Source organism: Hymenobacter gummosus (assembly GCF_003970915.1).
GTDB lineage: Bacteria > Bacteroidota > Bacteroidia > Cytophagales > Hymenobacteraceae > Solirubrum > Solirubrum gummosum.
On the sequence record NZ_RXOF01000001.1, the window covers coordinates 211,530 to 231,545 of the forward strand.

Here is a 20,016-nt window from a genome sequence, read left to right on the forward strand (position 1 = left end):
TTTACTTGGCGCAGCTTGGTAAGCCGAATCAGTTATTCGATTACCACCGTGCGGCTGATGCTGGCACCGCCAACCTCTACGCGCAGGGTGTACAGGCCACGGCTCAGGCCTTCGAGGCCGATCTGCTGCTCGGCGGCACCGTTGCGGATGCTAACGCCTTGCTTGCGCACCACCTGGCCCAGCGCGTTGATCAGGTTGGCCTGACCAGCCTGGGCGGCACCGGCGCCGTTGAGGCGCAGCGTGAGCGTACCGCCGTGGGCCGGGTTCGGGAATACCGTCAGTTCGCCGCCCACCAGCGGGTTGCGGGTAGCCAGCACGTTGCCAATTACGAAGGCGCCTTGCGTATCGGCCGTGTTGTAGCCCGATACGGCAATGTAGTAGGTACCACCGGCCGTCAGGCCCGTGAAGCTCTGGTTGCCTACGGGCAGGTTGGTCCCGCTGGCAGCCCGGCAGGCCACCAGGTTGAAGGCCGTTGAGCAGTTAGTGGCCGTGAACAGGCGAATCATACCGGCCGCGTTACCCGACATTGCCACGTTGAGGGTGGTCTGGCCGGCCGGCAGCGTGAAGCGGTACCATACGTCCTTCGGAGCCAGGGCCGGCGAGCAGGCCGGCAGCGAGGAGTTGGCCCCGCCAGCGGTGGTCGTCGTGGCACCCAGCGTCGTGCCGTTGGCCTGGGTGAGGCCGGCGGCGCTGGCCGTCAGCACTACCGCGCCGCAGGGGTCGTCGTTGGTCGGTACGGTAATCAGCGTGCGGAAGCAGGTGGGGCCCACCCAGGCGCTCTGGCCGTTCACCGTGCCGCAGTTCTGGCGCACGTAGTAGCAGTACTGCGTGTCCGAGGTCAAGCCACTGATGGTCGTGGTGGTCGTGGTCAGACCCGTTACGTTGGTGCCGGTGCCCAGCGTGAAGCCTTGCGGGCCGTACTGCACCTCGTACGTGGCGCCGGTGGCGGTGGTGCCGCTCCAGCTCAGCGTGGCGCTGCTGCTAGTGGGGGTAACGAGCGGCGCCGCGGGGGCAGCGCAGTTCGAGGGCGTGACGGCGCACAGCGAGAAGCCACCTTCCGTATCGTTGCCGAACTCCCATACGCGTACGTAGATGGTGCTGCCCGGCGTGAGGCCCGTCAGGTCAAGCTTCGAGTACAGGCCGTTGGCCGAGTCGTCGTCGTCGCACTCAATCAGGGCGAGGTTGCCGCAGGTGCCGGAGTAAGCCGCCATGCCCGTGTCGGTGATGGACGTGCCCGAAGAAGCTGCGCCGGTTTCTAGGGTCAGCGTGCCCGTAGCGGGCACCACTACCGAGTACCACACGTCGCCGCCCGAGTAGCTGGCGCAGCCCGGAGCCGGGATGTTGGCCGAAGCCGTAGCGGCTGCGTTGGTGCCGTTGATGGGGCTCACGCAAGCGGTGCCGAACTGCACGGTCAGCGGCGTGGCCGTGGCGCATTCGTCGTTGGTCGGGGGCGTCGGACCCGGCGTTACGCAGATGCTGAAGGAACTGCTGCCGCCCGCCGGAGCGGTGTTGCTGTTCGGGTAGATGCGCACGTAGTACACTTGGTTGGCCGTGAGGCCGCCCACGCGCAGTGCGGTGCCGGTGGCACTCGTGGAGAACGTGCCGCACGCTACGCTGTTGGTAGCGGTGCAGGCACCCGAGCGCACGTCGATAACCCCGGCAAACTGGCCGATTACGTTAACCACGTGCGAGGTGCTGGTAGCCGTGAAACGGTACCATACGTCGGCCGCCGTCGTCAGCGTCGTCGAGCCGCAGCTGGCCGTGGGCGCCAGCGACTGGGTGGCACCCAGTACGGTGCCCGTCACGGGAGTGGTGCAGGCAGTTGTCACGGGCACTACCACCGAAGTAGCGCATTCATCGTTGGTGGCCGGCAGCGGGAACGTGGTGAAGCTCACCGGGCCCGCAATAGTGCTGCTGCCAGCGGTGCCACCGCAGTTCTGCGTGATGTAGGCCTGGTAGGCAGTGTTGGGCTGCAAACCCGTAATAGCGACGCTGGTCGTACCAGCCGCGCTGGTGGTCGTCTGGCTACCCGTGCCGCCCGGCGTAAAGCCCGTGGGGCCGTACGTAATGGTGTAGTTGCCACCACCACCCAGGATGGTCCAGTTCAGCGTGGCACCATTGCTGGAAATGTTCGTTATGGTGAGGTTGCGCGGGGCCGGGCAAGCGGGCAGCGGAGCGGGCGTGAAGGTGTAAGTCTGCCCCGTAGCCGGTTTGGTGCTGATGTTGTCGGTTTCGGTGGCGCTGCTGGTAGTAGGCGCTGCTGAAGCATCGCTCAGCGACAGGAAGCTGCCCGTGCCGGTGCCGACACCCGATAGCCCAATGGAAGCCGTCGGCGTGCCAGAAATGGCGGCAGGCTCCTGCTGATAGATAAACTGTACCCGGTTAGTGCCTTCGTACAGCTTTACCTGGAAGGAGATTACCGGTGAAGTAGCCTGGTAGTTCCAGAACCAGTCGCGCCATTCGAAGGTGAATACCCGGTTCGGAGCCGTACCAGTGGTGGTGTAGGAAGCCGTACCGCCCCCACCGTCGATGTCGTCCCACAGCGGAGCTACCAGCGGCCGATAATCCGCCCCTACGCCGTCCAAGTTGTTGGTCAGCTCGTTGCCGGTAGCAGCCGTGTTGAAGGTTATCCACCCGTTCGATGAGGCCTTGATCTGCGTGTAGACGGTGCCATCGTAGGTGAAGTTGAAACCCAGCGGAATTACGCCGGAAATTGCATCGTCGGTTTGAATAGCCGAAACAGTCGTCCCGCCGGTGAGCGGAGTAAACGTTCCCGCCGATGGGGCAAAGGTGTAGGTGTCCACCTGTGCATTGGCAGCTGAAGTGCCCAGCAACGTGGCTACGGCTACTGCCGCGGCCCGGTACCAGACTTTGCTCTTACGCCAGTTGCGTAAAACGTTGACCATAGAGTGAGAAGGGTTAAGGTGTGAGAAATGGCAAATGGGAGGCGGGTGCGGCACCAATAAACATAAAAAAAAGACAGCAACGGAGGCCGTTGCTGTCTTTTCATTAAACAGTTAATTTTTTTAATCAACTACCACCTTCTGCACGACTACGTCGCTGCCAGCGGTGAGGCGCACTTGGTACATGCCTTTGGCCAGCCCTTGGGTGTTGAGCACCTGCTCCATGCTGCCGTTGCGCACCTCGGCGCTACGCGTCAGCACTACCTGGCCCAGGGCGTTGAGCACTTCGCAGCGCACCGTGCCGGGCTTGATGCCGCTGACGCGCACGTTCAGGGCCGAGCCACCGGCTACCGGGTTCGGGAAGATGCTTACTTCACCCCCAGCCAGGGCGTTGCGCTTGGCCGTCACGGTGAAGGCGCCCGGGGTGTCGCCCGCGCCAAAGCCCGATACCGCCACGTAGTAAGTACCGCCAGCCGTCAGACCGGTAAAGGTCACGCGGCCCACCGAGGTGTTGGGACCGGCAGAGGCCTGGCAGCCCACCAGCGTAAACGCCGTCGAGCAGTTGGTAGCCGTGTAGAGGCGCACCATGCCAGCGGCGTTGCCGCTAAATACGGCGTTCATCGACGTCATGCCGGCGGGCAGCGTCACGCGGTACCACACGTCGCGGGGAGCCAGCGTGGGCGAGCAGGCCGGCAGCGAGTTGGGCAGGCCGCCCCCGGTGCTGGTCGTAGCCCCGATGGTGGTGCCGGTCAGGCCGCTCAGGTTGCCGAACTGGTTGACGGTGGCCGTCACGGCGTTGCAAGGCTCGTCGTTGGCGGCAGCCAGTACGTTGGTCCGGAAGCAGGTGGGGCCCACCCAGGCGCTCTGGCCGTTCACCGTGCCGCAGTTCTGGCGCACGTAGTAGCAGTACTCCGTATCGGGGTTCAGGCCACTGAGCGTGGTCGTAGTCGTGGTGATGCCGGTTACGTTGGTGCCGGTGCCCAGCGTGAAGTTGGGTGCACCGTACTGCACTTCGTAGGTAGCGCCGGTGGCGGTGGTGCCGCTCCAGCTCAGCGTGGCGCTGTTGCTGGTCACCGTGGACAGCGGAGCCGTGGGGGCGGCGCAGTTCGAGGGCGTGATGGCGCACAGCGAGAATTCGCCCTGCAGGTCGTTGCCGAACTCCCATACGCGTACGTAGATGGTGCTGCCCGGCGTGAGGCCCGTCAGGTCAAGCTTCGAGTACAGGCCGTTGGGCGAGTCGTCGTCGTCGCACTCAATCAGCGCGAGGTTGCCGCAGGTGCCGGAGTAAGCCGCCATGCCCGTGTCGGTGATGGACGTGCCCGAGCCCGAACCAGCACCCGTTTCCAGGGTCAGCGTGCCCGTAGCGGGCACCACTACCGAGTACCACACGTCGCCGCCCGAGTAGCTGGCGCAGCCCGGAGCCGGGATGTTGGCCGAAGCCGAGGCGTTGATGTTGTTACCGATGATGGGGCTCACGCAAGCGGTGCCGAACTGCACGGTCAGCGGCGTGGCCGTGGCGCATTCGTCGTTGGCTGCCGGCGTCGGAGCCGTGGTTACGCAGATGGTAAAGTTGCTATCCGACGAGCTCGGCGCCGTGGCGCTGAAGGAGTAGATGCGGACGTAGTAGGTCTGGTTGGGCGTCAGGCCGTACACGCGCAGCTGCTCAGCCCCGCCCGAGCTGGAGTTGTCGATGCATTGCAGAGCGGTGAGGGTGCCGCAGCTGCCCGAGAATACCTGCACGACGGCGTCGAAGCCGGTCAGCTCGTCCACATCAATCTGGTGGCCGGTGCTGGTGGCCACGAAGCTGTACCATACGTCGTCGTCGGCCGTGCCGGGCGAGGTCAGGCCGCAGGTCGGAATCGTACCCGTCGACTGCGTAGCCAGCCAGGTGGAGCCCGACGTCGGGTTGCAGGTAGCACCCGGGGTCAGCACCTGAGCCGTGGCGCAGTTGTCGTTGGCCGGCGGCGGCGTCGGAGCCGACACGCAGATGGTGAAGCCGCCGTTAGCCGCCGTCGGCGCGGTGCCGCTGAAGGAGTAGATGCGGACGTAGTAGGTCTGGTTGGGCGTCAGGCCGGTAGCCTGCATCACTTCCACCCCGTTGGCGGTAGCGTTGCCGATGCACTGCACAGCCGTGAGGCTGCCGCAGCTGCCCGAGAACAGCTGCATCACGCCGGCAAAGCCCGCGCCTTCCACCAGGCGGATATCGTGCGCCGCGCCGGTGGCCACAAAGCGGTACCACACGTCGTCGTCGGCCGTGCCGGGCGAGGTGAGGTTACAGGCCGGAATCGTACCCGTCGACTGCGAAGCCTGGAATACGGTGCCGTTGGTGGGCGAGCAGGTAGCCGCCGAGGTCAGCAGCTGGGCCGTAGCGCATTCGTCGTTGCCAATCTGCGTCACGAAGGTGAGGTAGTTGGTCACGGACGTCTGGCTGCCCGCGCAGTTCGTGGTAATGGCTACCGTGTAGTTGGTAGCAGGCGCTAGGCCGCTCAGGGTGATGGGCGAAGCCGTGGGGTTCGGCGACACGGTTACCGGAGTGCCGTTGGCGGCCGTGTAGGTTACCGTGTAGCTGGTGCCGGCCGAGGGCGTGGTGAAGCTGATGGTGGCCGAGGTCGAGGTGCGCGTAGTCACCGCCAAGTTGGTTACGGCGGGGCAGGCCGGAACCGGTGCAATGGTCACCAGGTAGTCCTCGGTTTCCCCCGAGAAGAACTCGGTGCAGGCATCAGTAGCACCGTTGGGGCTGCCCTGGCTGCGCGAACGAATGCGCAGGCCGGTAACGCCCTGCACCGCGTTGCTCGGCACGTTGAGCGTAATGGTGGTGGGAGCGTTGGCCGTCGAAGCCGTGGTAATCTGCTGCCACTCCGACGCCTCGTAGGCGCCGTTCTGGTTGTAATCGACCCACACCGACAGAATAGCCGAGGCGCTGGCGGTAACGCTCAGTTGGTAGGGCGTACCGGCCGAGAGCGTGGCCGTGGTGCTGCCCGTGGCCGGGTAAGCCGTGTAGCCGCTGCCGTTGGTTACCGAGCAAGTGGTGCCGGCGTTGTTCAGGGTGGTGCCCGTAATGGCTACCGCGGTAATGTCGGCCGTGCCGCAGTACGAGCCCAGGCCCGAGCTGCAGTAGTTGAAGGTGCTGCCCGTGGTGAACTGCGACACCGCGCAGCCCGTGGCCGCCCCGTTGGCGTTGCGCGCTACCACCTGATAATAATAGGTGGTGTTAGCGGCCAGGCTGGCGGGGGTGTAGCTGGTGCCGCTCTGGTTGCTGCTCACCAGCGGCGGCGTGGCCGTGGTACCGAAGTACACGTCGTAGCCCGTGGTGATGCCCGTGGTGCCAGGGCTCCAGGTGATGGTGAGCGGACGGCCTACGTTGGTGGCGTTGTTAGCGGGCGTCACGTTGGTGACGCAGCCCGGTACGCCGGTCAGCACGCTCAGGTTCACGTTGTCGAGGCCCACGTCGGTGGTGCTGAAGTCGGAACGCACCCGGAAGCGGATGATGGCCGTAGCCGAAGTGGTAGCGGGCAGGCCCACGTTCACCGTCGTCCAGGTGCTGGCCGTGGTGCGGCGCACCAAGGCCGGCCCAAAGGTGGCGCCCCCATCGGTCGACAGGTGCACGGTCAGCGAGTCGGTGCCGCTGGTGTTGATGAAGTCAAAGCTCAGCAGCTTGTTGCCGGCCGTGCTCAGGTTGGCGTACAGGTCAAGCGTACCGACCGTGCCCGAGCTGGAGTTGTAGCTGTGGAAGCGGGCCGAACTGCTGCCCTGGCTGGCGGCCGGAGTGTAAGCACCCAAAGTCGAGGTCCAGGCGGCCGAAGCGCCATCGTCGTTGCGACGCCAGGAGTTGTTGCCAGTAGCGGGCGTGTTGCGCCAGCTGTTGCTGGGTACGTCGCGGGTGTTGCAGGCGTCCACCCAGGTGGCTTCGAAGCTTTCCGTGAACGGTACCGTGGCGTAGGTCGGGGCGGCCACCGTCACCTGCACCGCCGGCGTCGTGGCCGTCTGGCCCGAGCAGGTCAGCACGGCGCGGAAGTACGTGGTGGCCGACAGGGACGCCACCGAGTAGCCCGGGCTGGTAGCCCCGCTGATGTTGGTGAAGGTCGTGCCGTTGGTCGAGCTCTGCCACTGGTAGGTCATGCCCGTGCCGAAGGAAGCGCCCTGCAGCGAGAAGCTCACCGGCGAGCCGGCGCAGGCGCTGGTAGCCGAGGCTACCACGGTGCCCGCCGTGGGCGGGGCCGTGCAGGGGCCGCCGGGCGTGTAAGTCACGCGCAGCGTGGGGCGCCGGTCGCCGTAGGAAACCGCGGTCAGCGCCGTCGTGCCCGTCAGGGCCGCGCTGTTGGCATAGCCCAGGCCGAAACCGGTCGCCGGGTTCGTCACGAAATTGACGGCGGCCGAAGCGCTGCCCTGCTTTTCCCAGTCGGTCAGGATGAGCAGGTTGCCGCCGGTGTAGGTAAACGGCTGGGTCAGCGTTACGGAAAAATACGCCCCGGCCGCGCCCGTGACCTGCTGCGTGGTGGAAGTGTAGGCCGGGGTAGCCGTGGCGCTCAGCGCCGACCACGTCTGCGTGGTACCCAGGGTGGTGCGAGAGGAGTTTTCCAGCCACACATTAAAGGTGTTGTTGCCGGTGACCTGGCCGGCGTCCGCTTTCAGCCACTCCAGCTGCGTGATAACCGCGCCCGTCGGGATGCCCAACTCAGCCGGGGTGTACAGGTGCGCGTAGCGGGAGTAGTTGAAGGTCGAGCCGGCATCGTTGGACGAGCGGTAGAGCGGCCCATAAAAGTAGGAGCTGGTGGCCGGCGTTACCGGGGGCACCGTGGTGGAGCCCACGGTGACCGTCTGGGCCCAAGCGCTGGCAGAGGCCAGCCACAGGAGCATGGGCAGCCACCACGAACGCAGACCCAGCCCGGGTGTGGGGCTGATCCACATGCGTAAAGTTTTTCGCATGAAAAGAAAGTTAAGGGTGGTTGAAAGGATGCTTCGGCACACAAATTGCCGATAACGACCCTTAAAGCTAACCCGGCCGAACTGATATTTAAAAAGATTATTCTTTTCGGAACTTTTTTTTTGATCCAACCCGAAATTGACAAAAGCTGGTAAAATATTTGCTCTGTGCTATACAGCTTTTTACGACTGATTTTGCGACGTAAGGCATAATTGTCTTTATCTTACGCAGCAAATTCGGACACCCACCCAGGTTTCATCGTTTCTCTTCAACCCCTTTTCACATGAAGCACCTCCTACGCGCTTCCCTCTTGCTCTTCTCAGCCTGGTGCCTGGCACTAGCCGGAGTTCAGCAGGCGTACGCCTCGCACGCCCAAGGCGGGCAGCTGACTTACGAGTTCCTGCGTGTTGTGCCGGCAACTGCTACCGCGCCGGAGAAACAGCGCTACCGCGTGACGGCACGCTACTTCCGCGACTGCTCCGGTATCACGGCCGAAACCTCCCTCACGCTGAACTGCCGCGTTGGTACGCCCGCTACTTCCTGCACCGTCAATGACCCGCGCAACCCGGCGCCGGTAACGCTTGTCCGCGGCACTCCCTCCATCGGTACGCCTTACTGCAATAGCCAAGCCAGCCTGAACGTCTGCGTTTCGGGCAGCCAGAACCCCAACTACGAAGTAGCCAGCTACGTGGGCGAAGTAGAGCTGGAGTATGCTCCCGAGTGGACGATGAGCGTTGAAATCAGCGCCCGTCCCAGCATCGAGAACATCGGCGGCAACACCACCCTGCGCTTCGAGGCTACCCTGAACAACCAGATTGCCTTGGCCAGCGGCACCCAGTCGCGCCAGCAGAACAACTCGCCCCAGTACAGCAACCTGGATACGCCGGTGCCCTTCGTGTGCGTAAACCAGCGTACCTCTTTGACTTTCTCCACCTTCGAGCCGGACGGCGACTCGCTGGTGTACAACCTGGACCGCCCCCTGGAAGGCTGCAACAACTTCTCGACCTACATCAACTCGCCGAGCGGCACCCCGATCGTCCTTTCGACGAACCCGCCCTGCATTTTCCAGCCGCCTACGGCCACCATCCCCTACTCGGCGACTTATCCCATTTCGTCTTACAACACGAATGGCGTCTGCAGCCCCACCAACGCGTTGGTTACCGGCACGCCTTACTTTAACTTCGACCCGTCGTCGGGTGGCTTCACGTTCACGCCGTCTATCTTCTATCCGGGCACTCCGTCGTCGGCTGGTCGTAACAAGTACGCCGTAGTTGGTAAAGTAACGGAGTTCCGTCTCATCAACGGCCGCTACTACAAAGTTGGCTCGGTACGCCGCGACATGCTCGTTATCGTTATCGACTGCGGTGGCAACACGGTGCCCAGCGCGCCGATAGCTCAGCCCGTTACGGCTGGTAACAACACCCAGATTGTCAACACCGACTCCACCATCGTAACGGCCCAGGCCTGCGAATACACCGAGGTAAACGTCAACTTCCGTGACCCGAACCCCGGCGACCAGCTGACGGTAACCTACGCCCTACCGACCGACCCTTACTACGCTGACCTGTTCGACGGCACCGCTGCCAACGTATTCACCCTGACCAACAACGGTCAGACGGCTCCCGTTGGCCGCCTGCGTCTGCGCCCCGACCCGCTGCTGACGAACAAGACCTTCCGCATCCAGGTGCGCGTAGAAGACAACGCCTGCCCCATCAAGGCTGTGCAGAACCGTATCATCGTGATTCGCGTGACCCGCCGCAGCGTGGCCGACGTAACCATCGGCGGCACCAACCCGGCTCCGGGCACCGCCATCAAGCGTGACTCGCTTATCACCATCGGCGACGCCATCGACCTGGTGGCCCGCGCCAACCGCCCAGCGGTAATCGGTACTTCGCCCGTTACCTACACCTACACTTGGCGCGCCAGCACTCCGGATGACATCAGCGACCTGGACGCTACCAAGAAAACCCAGCAGAGCATCACCGTAACGCCCAAGCAGAACACCCGCTACTTCGTGAGCATCGCGCCGAGCGGCTTCCGCGCCGGTGCCTGCGTCGACACGGCTTCCTTCGTTATCCGCCTCGCGCCGAAAGTGCCGAACGTGTTTACCCCGAACGGCGACGGCAAGAACGACTTCTTCGTTATCAAAGAATCGTCGCAGCCCTCGCGCCGCTTGGAAGTATTCAACCGCTGGGGCCGCAAAATCGGCGACTGGGCTGACTACAAGAACGACTGGGACGGCAAAGGCCAAGCCGACGGCGTATACTACTACCAGATTACCCTCGCTGACGGCACCCGTCAGAAGGGCTGGGTAGAAATCATGCGCTAAGCTTCTTGCTTTATTACCGCCAAAAAAGGCGCTGCACCCCGCAGCGCCTTTTTTGTTTTCGGTGGCTTCGGCAGCTGGTCGACCTATCCTCGCAGCTGAATTGGCCGGCGGCCGCAACCTTTTGCCAGGAAATCGGTATTTAAGGCGGTTTAATTTATTTTTTAGACCAGGCTAAAATTCCTTCCTTTGCCGAAACTACCTGACTCAATGCCTCCTACTGATACTCCCTCGGCGTCGCCGCCGGCTCTGGTTTCCGAAACGAGCAACGAAGCCGGGTGGCGGCAGCGGCGCCACGCGCCTTCGCTGGGCGACGTGTACGCTTCCGTGCGCGTGCCGGCCCAATCGGCATCGTTCTGGCGGAAGCTGATGGCTTTCTGGGGACCGGGCCTGATGGTGGCCGTGGGCTACATGGACCCGGGCAACTGGGCTACTGATATTGCCGGCGGGGCCCGCTACGGCTACACCCTGCTGTCGGTCATCCTGCTCTCCAACCTGTTTGCTATGCTGCTGCAGCACTTGGCGGCTAAGCTCGGCATTGTGACGGGCCGCGACCTGGCCCAGGCCTGCCGCGACCATTACTCCAAGCCGGTGGCCATGGTATTGTGGGTGCTCTGCGAGGTAGCCATTGCCGCCTGCGACCTGGCCGAGGTTATCGGCTCGGCCATTGCCCTGAACCTGCTGTTCGGCATTCCGCTCACGGTGGGCGTGGTGCTGACCATCCTCGACGTGCTGGTGGTGCTGTACTTCCAGAACCGCGGCTTCCGCCTGATCGAGGCGCTGGTGGCCGGGCTGATTGCGGTGATTTTCGGCTGTTTCCTCTACGAAATCGTGGTGTCGCAGCCGGACTGGCGGGCGGTGGGCGGCGGGCTGCTGCCGCGGCCGGAGGTGCTGACCAACCCGGGCATGCTGTACGTGGCCATCGGCATTCTGGGCGCCACGGTGATGCCCCACAACCTGTACCTGCACTCCAGCATCGTGCAGACGCGGGCCTTTGAGCGCACCGACGAAGGCAAGCGCATGGCCGTGAAGTTTGCCACCATCGACTCGACGGTGGCTTTGTTTCTGGCATTTTTCGTCAACGCGGCCATTCTAGTGCTGGCGGCGGCGGCGTTTCACCGCAACGGCTACCACGGCGTAGCCGACATCAACGAGGCCCACAACCTGCTCACGCCGGTGCTCGGGGCCACGGCGGCCAGCGCCGTGTTTGCCATTGCCCTGCTGGCCTCGGGCCAGAACTCCACGCTGACGGGCACGCTGGCCGGGCAAATCGTGATGGAGGGATTTCTGCACCTGAAGCTTAAGCCCTGGCTGCGGCGCCTGATTACCCGCCTGATTGCGGTAGTGCCGGCCTTTGTCGTCACGCTTATGTACGGCGAGAAGGGGACGGGCGAACTGCTGGTGCTGAGCCAGGTAATTCTGTCGCTGCAGCTGAGCTTCGCGGTGGTGCCGCTGGTACTCTTCACTTCCGACCGGCAGAAAATGGGCTCCTTCGTTAACCGCCCCTGGGTAAAAGTCACGGCTTGGACGGTTTCGCTCATCATTATTGCTCTGAACGGCTACCTGCTGGTCCAGACCTTCTGGGGCTAAGCACAAGGCGGCATGGATAATCCATGCCGCTTTTTTGCGCCCGAATTCAGATTTAGGCTCATCTAAATAAAAACAAAAGCCTACGCTAAAATGGTCGTAAAACCTTTACTCTGGCTTCTGACACTGCTTCTGCTTAGCACCACCGCGCTGGCGCAGACGGGTACTTTGCGCGGGCAGGTGCGGGCCGAGGGCGCGGCAGTGCCCTTTGCCAGCGTCGGGCTGAAGGGCACTACCCACGGCACCACGGCCGACGAGCACGGCGGCTTCGTGCTGAAGAGCGTGCCGGCGGGCGACTACCAGTTGGCGGTGACGGCCTTAGGCTACAAGCCAGCGGAGCGCCGGGTAACGGTGAAGGCGGGCGAAACGGCGGCGTATACCGTGCTGCTCGCCCCGGCCAGCACCGAAACGGCGGAGGTGGTTATTAGCGGGACGCTGGGCGAGGTGGTGAAGAGCGAGTCGCCGGTGCCGGTGGAGCTGTACACGCCCAAGTTTTTTCAGAAGAACCCGGCGCCCTGCCTGTTCGAGAACCTGACCATGGTGAACGGGGTGCGGCCGCAGCTGAACTGCAGCGTGTGCAACACCGGCGACATCCACATCAACGGGCTGGAAGGGCCCTACACCATGGTGCTCATCGATGGCATGCCCATCGTGTCGGCGTTGAGCACGGTGTACGGGCTGAGCGGCATTCCGAACAGCATGGTGGAGCGGGTGGAAGTGGTGAAGGGGCCGGCCTCCACGCTGTACGGCTCCGAGGCCGTGGGCGGGCTGATCAACGTCATTACCAAGAACCCCGAAAAGGCCGCGCCGCTGTCGGTGGACGTGTTTGGCACCAGCTTCGGGGAGCTGAACGTGGACGCCGGGGCCGCCGCCCGCGTGGGCAAGGCCACTACCCTGCTCACCACCAACCTGTTTGGCTACAACCAGCGCCGCGACGTGAACCACGACGGCTTTACGGACGTGCCGCTGCAGCAGCGGGCCACGGTGTTCAATAAGTGGAGCCTGCGCCGGCCCGAAGACCGGGTGGCCAACCTGGCGGCCCGCTACTACTACGAGGACCGGTTTGGCGGGCAGCTGGGCTGGCGGCCAGAGCACCGCGGCGGCGACAGTATCTACGGGGAAAGCATTTACACCAGCCGCTACGAGCTGCTGGGCCAGTACCAGCTGCCGGTGAAGCGCGAGAAGCTGCTGCTCAGCGGCTCCTACAACCGCCACCACCAGAACTCCATCTACGGCACCACCAGCTACATTGCCACCCAGCACGTGGGCTTCGGGCAGCTGACCTGGCTGAAGCCCGTGAGCGTGCAGCACCAGCTGCTGCTGGGCGCCGCCTACCGCTACACCTGGTACGACGACAACACGCCCGCCACGGCTGCCAGGCTCGGTGACCGGGCCGCTAATAGCCCCGACGTAGTGCGCCTGCCCGGCCTGTTCGTGCAGGACGAGTGGCACCTGAACATCCATTCCACCCTGCTCACCGGCCTGCGCCTCGACCACGACCCGCGCCACGGCCTGGTGCCCTCGGGCCGCATCAACTACAAGTGGGGCACCGACGACGGCCGCCGGGTGCTGCGCCTGGGCGCGGGCAACGGCTTTCGGGTGGTGAACCTGTTCACCGAGGACCACGCCGCCCTCACCGGCGCCCGGCAGGTGGTGGTGGCCGAGCGTCTCAGCCCCGAGCGCAGCTGGAACGCCACCGTGAACTACACCCACCAGTTTGGCCCCGACGCCCGGCCGCTGATTCTCGACGGCAGCTTGTTCTGGACCTACTTCACCAACAAGATTCTGCCCGACTACGACACCGACCCCAACCAGATCATCTACCGCAACCTGCGCGGCTACGCCGTCTCGCGCGGGCTGACGCTGAACGCCGACTGGACGGCCGCGGCGGGCCTGAAGCTGATTGCGGGCGTGACCTTGCTCGACGTGTACCGGCGGGAACCGGACAACGCGGCGCGGCTGCGGCAGGTGCAGACGCCGGGCTTCTCGGGCACCTACGCCGCCTCCTACTCTCTGGACCGCTGGGGCCTGAGCGTTGACTACACCGGGCAGGTGACCGGGCCCATGCACCTGCCGGTGCAGCCCAACGACTACCGGCCCAGCCGCTCGCCCTGGTACTCCCTGCAGAACGTGCAGGCGACCAAGCAGCTCGGCAAGCACCTGCAGGCCTACGGCGGGGTGAAGAACCTGCTGGGTTTCCTGCCGCGCTACACCCTGCTGCGGGCCTTCGACCCGTTCGACAAGTACGTGGCGCAGGACAACCCCAACGGCTACACTTTCGACACCGAGTATAACTACGCACCGCTGCAGGGCCGGCGCGGTTTTCTGGGCCTACGCTACTCGTGGTAAGTACGGATTCTGTACGGCCGAGCCGCCCCGAATAATCCAATTCGGGGCGGCTGCGTATGCGGGGCAAATACACCTTTCCCCTCCCCCGCCATGTTTCGTTTTCTTGCCGGCTTGTGGCTGCTGTGCGCCGCCCCGGCCGTCCTGGCCCAGTCGCCGGACAAGCCCCGCTCCTGCCCGTACGACTCCGCTCATTTCAATTTGTTTAAGCCCGTGCCGCGCAACCAGTTGCGCGAGCTGCGCCCCGACCGGCCCGGCGTGACGGAAAGCCCGTTTACCGTCGACGCGGGCCATTTTCAGCTGGAAGTCGACGGCTTTCGGCTGGTCAACCGCCGGGAGGATGACCAGCGGGAGCGGGAATGGCACGCGGCCTACCTCATGCCCAAGCTCGGCCTGAGCCGGCGCACCGATGTGCAGCTGGAAATACCGGTGTACGCCGCCCAGAAGCAGCGCCGTGCGGACGACCCCAACTGGGAGCGGCACCGCGGCTTCGGCGACGTGGCTCTGCGCCTGAAGCACAACTTCCTCGGCGACGACGAAGAAGCCCCGCTGGCCCTGGCCGCCGTGGGCTGGGTGCGCCTGCCCACCGGCGGGCAGGCCGGCGACGGGGGCGTGGAGTACGGCCTCATCGTGCCGGCCGACGTGCACCTGGGGGACCATTGGGACCTGGAAGGCCAGGTGGAAACCAAGCTCAACTACGACCGGGAAACCAGCAAGCACTACCTCGGCGTGGTGCCCTCCGTAGCCCTGGAGCACGACTTCAACGACTTGGTTTCCTTGATGGTGGAGGGCGTTTCGCGCTGGGATGCGCAGAAGCACGACTGGCGCAGCTCCATCAACGTGGCTCCGATTTTCAACGTGACGGAAAACCTGCAGTTCGACTTCGGCGCCCACTTCGCCCTGAACCGCGAAACCGACCGGGAGTTCTTCGTCGGCTTCACCTTCCGGCGCTAAGCTGGTAGCTGGTAGCGGGAAAAACTGCTGGGGGTCGGCGGCCTGCAACCGCGCCTGGAGCCCTGAGCTTTGACCCGAATACTTACGGCCCAGAAACAAAGCGGCCAGCCCTTTCGGGCTGGCCGCTTTTTCGTTGCATCAGTAGTCGGCAGCGTTAGTGCTGCACGCCGGTCATCATGCTGCGGGCATGGTCGCGGCCGCCGTCGTGGGCGTGGGTGCCGACGCCTTTCCAGTCGGTGATAAACCAGACGAGCAGGAACATGATACCCGAGCCAATGAACAGGTTGCGGGCTACGGGTTGGTCATCGGAGAAGCCGAACAGAAAGGGCAACACGATGAACACCAGGCCGCTGACCAGCTCGAAGGCCCCGTGCAGCGGGAACGGAATGACGCGCTTGAAGCTGAGCGGGTAGTCGGTGAGCAGGGCGATGAGCAGGTAGCCGGCGGCCAGCACGTAGAAGGCCGTGGAGTACGGCTGCGGCAGATCGAAGAGCACGGGAGCCATGGCAAAAACCACGACGGTGATGTAATCAAGGACGCCGTGAGCGGCGGGAGACAGGACTTTCATGGGGTGCAACAGGTTGGTTGAACATTGCATGCAGCCCCTTTGTACGCCCTGACAATCAGCGGGATATTGCCCAGCTGGCGTTTTCAGTATTTATACTAGGCCCACCAGCGGCGTCACGCCGGGGCTCAGTATCTGCTGATTATCAGCGCCCAGCCAGTCGTGCAGGATGCTGGCGTAGATGCTGCGAAAGTCCACCTGGTAGCGCAGGTCGCCGGCGTCGAGGTCGGCCAGATCGGGGGCGGCGTTGGCTACGCCGGGCTGGCGCAGCTTGCCGCCAAGCAGCAGCACGTTGTTGGCCGTGCCGTGGTCGGTGCCGTTACTGGCGTTCTGGCCCACGCGGCGGCCAAATTCCGAGAAAACCAGGATGAGCGTGGAGTCGAGGTTGCCGGCCTGCTGCAAGTCCTGCACGAAGGCGCCGAGGCCGTCGGAGAGGTCCTTGAGCAGCTTGCCCTGCTGCTCCTGCTGGCGCACGTGGGTGTCGAAGCCGCTGAGCGAGGCGTAGTACACGCGGGTATCGAGGCCGGAATTGATCAGCTCGGCCGTGGTGCGCAGGCTCTTGGCGAAGTCGGTGTTCGGGTACGGCTGCTTCGACTGGTAGACCTTGCTCTTTTCGTAGAGGTAATCGGCCGAGGAGGCGGTTTCGGCCAGGGTCTTGTAGAGGTAGTCCAGCTCGCCCAGCCCGGTGGCGGCCGGCTCCTGGCTGGCGGCGCGCAGCACGCGGTTGCGCGTCACCTCGCGCAGCTTCTGCGGATTCTTCAGCGCCAGGCCTTTCTTGTGCGCCCCCTTCATGGCCAGGCTCAGCGTATCGTCGACTTCGATGCCGGTGTGGCCGGTGGTGCAGCCTGCGCAGGCCGCGTCGAGGTAGCGGCCAAGCCAGCCGGTGGCCAGGTACTCATCGGCGGCCGAGCCGGTGTGCCAGATGTCCATGGAGCGGAAGTGCGAGCGGTCGGGGTTGGGGTAGCCCACCGAGTTGAGCACGGTGAGCTGGCCCTGGTCGTAGAGGCCCTTCAGCGCGGTCATGTTGGGGTTCAGCGCCAGATCTTTGTCGAGCAGCAGCAGGCCGCTTTGCTCACGCAGAGCCAGGGTGGGCCGGGCTTTATAGTACAAGTCGTTGCGGAAGGGCACGATGGTGTTCAGCCCGTCGTTGCCGCCGCCGAGCTGCACCACCACCAGCCGCCGGCCGCCGGCATCCTGCAGCGCGGGCAGGCTTTGGGCATCGAGCTTGTGCAGAAAGCGCGGCACGAACAGCAGGGTGCTGGCCAGCGCGGAAGTTTTCAGGAAGTCGCGGCGGGAAGTCATGGCGGAGGTGGTGTTGGATGGTAGCTGGCGCCGGTTTAGCAACTGAAAGTTGCGTAACCGGTGCCCGTAATCAGGCAGGCTTTCAGCCTGCGAGTAGCGCCCGGGCGGGCCAAGCCAGCTGGTAAACAACGTTCGACGCAGGTTGAAAACCTGCTTTATGACAGGCACCGGTTTCACTCGCTTTGCTCGCTAAACCGGCGCCAGCTTACATCAGCTGGTACTCGGGCAGGGACAGCAGCACGCCGACCTGCTGGCGCAAAGCCTGCTGGGGGCCGCCCCCAGCCGGGGCCGATTGGCGCAGCAAGGCCAGGTTTTCGGAACGGAGCGGGGCCTGCAGCAGGAAGCGAGCCAGCGTTTCGGGTTGCTGGTCGGCGGGCACTTTCTGCACCAGCGCGGCCACGGTAGCCAGGCTGACGGGCGCGTCTTTGTCTTCTTTGCGGCCGGTGCGCAGCAGCCGCTCGGCGCGCGGCAGCTGCGGGGCCAGGTCGTTTTCGTCTTCCTTCAGCGCCACGCTCACCTCGGCCTGCTTCAGCAGCACCTGCGGCAGCTGCAGGCGCAGCAAGAGCGAGGAAGAATCAATCCAGCTGCGGCCGCCGGGCCAGCCGGCCACGTTCGGGGGCTGAAACAGGGTCTGACCCAGAGCTTTCTGCCAGAACACCAGCTTCTGCCCGTCGGCGGGCGCGAGGCCGGCCTGACGCTGCAGCCCCACCAGCAGCTCCACCGGCGACTTAATGCGCGTGCCCACGTTGCGGGCGTCGTAAAACCAGTCGGCGGAGAACAGGCGCTCCATCAAGTCCTGCACGTCGTAGCCCGACTGGTAGAAGGCCTCGGCCAGCGGCTTGATGTGCTGCGGGTTCGGCTGCTCGTTGACGAAGAAGCGGTAGAGCTTGGTGGTCAGAAACAGGGCCGTTTCGCGGCGCTCGGTGAGCATACGCAGAATGTCCTCGCCTCCGAAGTTGCCGGTCTGGCCCAGAAAGGTCTTGGGTCCCTCATCGTGCTGGCGTGGGCGAAACTGGTACTGACCCTGGGCGTCGTAGCCCCAGCCGGTGAAGGCGCGGGCGGCCTCCTTCACGTCCTGCTCGGTGTAGGGCCCGCGGCCGAGGGTAAACAGCTCCATCACCTCCCGGGCGAAGTTTTCGTTAGGGCGCTGCTTGCGGTTCTGCTGGTTGTTGAGAAACTGCAGCATGGCCGGCTCCTTGGCCACGGCCAGCAGCAGATCCGGGAACTTGCCCAGGGCCAGGCGGCGGATGGTGTTATTGAGCTGCAGGGCGGCATCGGGGCGGCGCACGCGGCAGGCGAAGTGGCCGTGCCAGAAGAAGGTCAGCTTTTCGCGCAGCTGGGCCGGCGAGGTGGCCATGCGCTGCAGCCAGCCGGTGTTCATGGCGTAGAAAGCGTCCCGAATCTGCCGGTTCTGCGCCTTGCGCTGCTCCGCCGTCAGCTCCCCGCGCTTCAGGGCCGGCGCCTGGGGGTCCTGCTTGAGGTCCATCGTGGGCGCCGGGTTCGTCGCCAGCTCCTCGCGGTAGCGCATCTGCGGGCTGTCGAGCGGGGTGGCATCGGCCGAGTCGCGCAGCAGCTGCCGGAGCACTTTGCGCGGCGTGAGGCCCGCCGTGGCATCCTGGGGCCGGGGCCCGAAGCCGGCCCGCCAGAGCAGGTGCTGCACCTGTTGTTGCGTCGTCATGCTGGGTTGGACGGGATTGGGCGAGAAGGGTTTAAGCCGGGCCGGCTTAAAAGGTGAACCAACTCAATAGAACGTCACGCAGAGCGCGTCGACTGAACGACTTACCAGAACGGTCATGTCGAGCTTATCGAGACGTCTCGCGTGCTGATTGCAGGTAGTAAGTTCTTTGTTCAACGAGAAGATTAGCATCCGAGCGAGATGCCTCGGCCACGCCCGGCATGACGGCCTTTATCGTTCATTCAACGAAGCAGTGATAGTTCCCGCCACGACGCCCTGACGGCTCCGGCCCGGCAGCCTCCAAGCCCGACCGTGGCAAACAACCCGCCCCGCCGGCTGTTTTCGCAGCTACTTTCCGAATCCGATGTCAACGACCATAGATCAACTCCCCCTGTCCGTGCTGGAGCTGGCTCCCATCCTGGAGGGCGGCACGCCCGCCGATACTTTCCGCCGCAGCCTCGACCTGGCCCGGCACGTGGAGCAGTGGGGCTACCGCCGCTTCTGGCTGGCCGAGCACCACAACATGGCCAGCATTGCCTCCTCGGCCACGTCCGTGCTCATCGGCCACATTGCCGGCGGCACCTCCACCATCCGCGTGGGCTCGGGCGGCATCATGCTGCCCAACCACGCCCCGCTCATCGTGGCCGAGCAGTTCGGCACGCTGGCCTCGCTCTACCCCGGCCGCATCGACCTGGGCCTGGGCCGCGCCCCCGGCACCGACCAGCTGACCGCCCACGCCCTGCGCCGGGATTTGCAGGGCTCCGTCAACGACTTCCCGCAGAACGTGCAGGAGCTGCTGACCTACCTCTCGGCCGAAAACCGCGGCAGCCGGGTGCGGGCTATTCCCGGCGAAGGACTCGATATTCCGGTCTGGCTGCTGGGCTCCAGCACCTTCAGCGCCCAGCTGGCGGCTTACCTGGGTTTGCCCTTCGCCTTTGCCAGCCACTTCGCCCCGGCCCAGCTGCAGGCGGCGCTGCACCTGTACCGTGAGAATTTCCGCCCGTCCGAGTACCTGCAGCAGCCCTACGCCGCCGCCTGCGTCAACGTCATTGCCGCCGACACCAACGAGGAAGCCGAGCGGCTGGCCACCTCGTTTTTCCAGCTGGCCACCAACATCGTGCGCGGTACCTCCAAGCCTCTGCAGCCGCCCGTGGCCAGCATGGAGGGCCTGTGGAGCGACCTGGAAGAGGAGTCGGTGCGCATGATGATGGCCTACGCCTTTATCGGCAGCGCGGCCAAGGTGCGCAAGCAGGTAGAACAGTTCGTGCAGGCCACCCAGGTGGATGAGCTGCTGGTCGTCTCCCACATCTACGACCACGCGGCCCGGCTCCGCTCCTACGAGTTGCTCCACAACGCGCTGCGGGAGCCAGTAGGTTAGGAGGGAAAGAACGTCATCCTGAGCAACGCGAAGGACCTTCCTCCTGCCCTGTACCG

The 20,016-nt window shown here is 64.5% G+C and carries 10 protein-coding genes; 5 read left to right on the forward strand and 5 right to left on the reverse strand.

Annotated features, from left to right (window positions below):
• Positions 1–32: 32 nt before the first annotated feature.
• Positions 33–2,906 carry a fibronectin type III domain-containing protein gene (locus EJV47_RS01040; RefSeq protein WP_126691283.1) on the reverse strand — a complete coding sequence of 958 codons (2,874 nt, stop codon included), beginning with the start codon at positions 2,904–2,906 and terminating at the stop codon, positions 33–35.
• A 120-nt stretch (positions 2,907–3,026) separates the two neighbouring features.
• Entirely contained in the window at positions 3,027–7,829 is a 4,803-nt protein-coding gene (locus EJV47_RS01045) for a fibronectin type III domain-containing protein (protein WP_126691284.1), read from the reverse strand.
• A 281-nt stretch (positions 7,830–8,110) separates the two neighbouring features.
• Here EJV47_RS01045 and EJV47_RS01050 point away from each other — a divergent pair, with 281 nt between their 5' ends.
• The 4 genes from EJV47_RS01050 to EJV47_RS01065 all read left to right on the forward strand — a co-directional run bounded on the left by EJV47_RS01050 (position 8,111) and on the right by EJV47_RS01065 (position 15,040).
• Positions 8,111–10,156, forward strand: coding sequence for a T9SS type B sorting domain-containing protein (locus EJV47_RS01050; protein ID WP_126691285.1), 2,046 nt, complete (start codon positions 8,111–8,113; stop codon positions 10,154–10,156).
• A 207-nt stretch (positions 10,157–10,363) separates the two neighbouring features.
• On the forward strand, positions 10,364–11,743 hold the full coding sequence (locus tag EJV47_RS01055) for an Nramp family divalent metal transporter (protein ID WP_126691286.1): 1,380 nt from the start codon (positions 10,364–10,366) through the stop codon (positions 11,741–11,743).
• Between the two features lie 90 nt (positions 11,744–11,833).
• Positions 11,834–14,089, forward strand: coding sequence for a TonB-dependent receptor (locus EJV47_RS01060; RefSeq protein ID WP_126691287.1), 2,256 nt, complete (start codon positions 11,834–11,836; stop codon positions 14,087–14,089).
• Between the two features lie 90 nt (positions 14,090–14,179).
• Complete coding sequence (locus EJV47_RS01065) at positions 14,180–15,040, forward strand: transporter (RefSeq protein ID WP_126691288.1); 861 nt, start codon at positions 14,180–14,182, stop codon at positions 15,038–15,040.
• Positions 15,041–15,194: 154 nt separating this feature from the next.
• On the opposite strand, the gene EJV47_RS01070 is transcribed toward EJV47_RS01065, so the two are convergent.
• From EJV47_RS01070 to EJV47_RS01080, 3 genes are all read right to left on the reverse strand, one after another.
• Positions 15,195–15,608, reverse strand: a complete 414-nt coding sequence (locus EJV47_RS01070; protein WP_126691289.1) for an SPW repeat domain-containing protein — start codon at positions 15,606–15,608, stop codon at positions 15,195–15,197.
• A gap of 90 nt (positions 15,609–15,698) precedes the next feature.
• Entirely contained in the window at positions 15,699–16,907 is a 1,209-nt protein-coding gene (locus tag EJV47_RS01075; RefSeq protein ID WP_126691290.1) for a DUF1501 domain-containing protein, read from the reverse strand.
• A 205-nt stretch (positions 16,908–17,112) separates the two neighbouring features.
• Positions 17,113–18,585, reverse strand: coding sequence for a DUF1800 domain-containing protein (locus EJV47_RS01080; RefSeq protein WP_126691291.1), 1,473 nt, complete (start codon positions 18,583–18,585; stop codon positions 17,113–17,115).
• Positions 18,586–18,946: 361 nt separating this feature from the next.
• Between EJV47_RS01080 and EJV47_RS01085 the strand changes: the two genes are divergently transcribed.
• Complete coding sequence (locus tag EJV47_RS01085; RefSeq protein WP_126691292.1) at positions 18,947–19,960, forward strand: LLM class flavin-dependent oxidoreductase; 1,014 nt, start codon at positions 18,947–18,949, stop codon at positions 19,958–19,960.
• Positions 19,961–20,016 lie beyond the last annotated feature (56 nt).

Coding starts and splice junctions, on each gene's coding strand:
- EJV47_RS01065 (WP_126691288.1), top strand. CDS start 14,180: ATGTTTCGTTTTCTTGCCGGCTTGTGGCTGCTGTGCGCCGCCCCGGCC.
- EJV47_RS01075 (WP_126691290.1), bottom strand. CDS start 16,907: ATGACTTCCCGCCGCGACTTCCTGAAAACTTCCGCGCTGGCCAGCACC.
- EJV47_RS01080 (WP_126691291.1), bottom strand. CDS start 18,585: ATGACGACGCAACAACAGGTGCAGCACCTGCTCTGGCGGGCCGGCTTC.
- EJV47_RS01085 (WP_126691292.1), top strand. CDS start 18,947: ATGTCAACGACCATAGATCAACTCCCCCTGTCCGTGCTGGAGCTGGCT.
- EJV47_RS01060 (WP_126691287.1), top strand. CDS start 11,834: ATGGTCGTAAAACCTTTACTCTGGCTTCTGACACTGCTTCTGCTTAGC.
- EJV47_RS01070 (WP_126691289.1), bottom strand. CDS start 15,608: ATGAAAGTCCTGTCTCCCGCCGCTCACGGCGTCCTTGATTACATCACC.
- EJV47_RS01055 (WP_126691286.1), top strand. CDS start 10,364: ATGCCTCCTACTGATACTCCCTCGGCGTCGCCGCCGGCTCTGGTTTCC.
- EJV47_RS01040 (WP_126691283.1), bottom strand. CDS start 2,906: ATGGTCAACGTTTTACGCAACTGGCGTAAGAGCAAAGTCTGGTACCGG.
- EJV47_RS01050 (WP_126691285.1), top strand. CDS start 8,111: ATGAAGCACCTCCTACGCGCTTCCCTCTTGCTCTTCTCAGCCTGGTGC.
- EJV47_RS01045 (WP_126691284.1), bottom strand. CDS start 7,829: ATGCGAAAAACTTTACGCATGTGGATCAGCCCCACACCCGGGCTGGGT.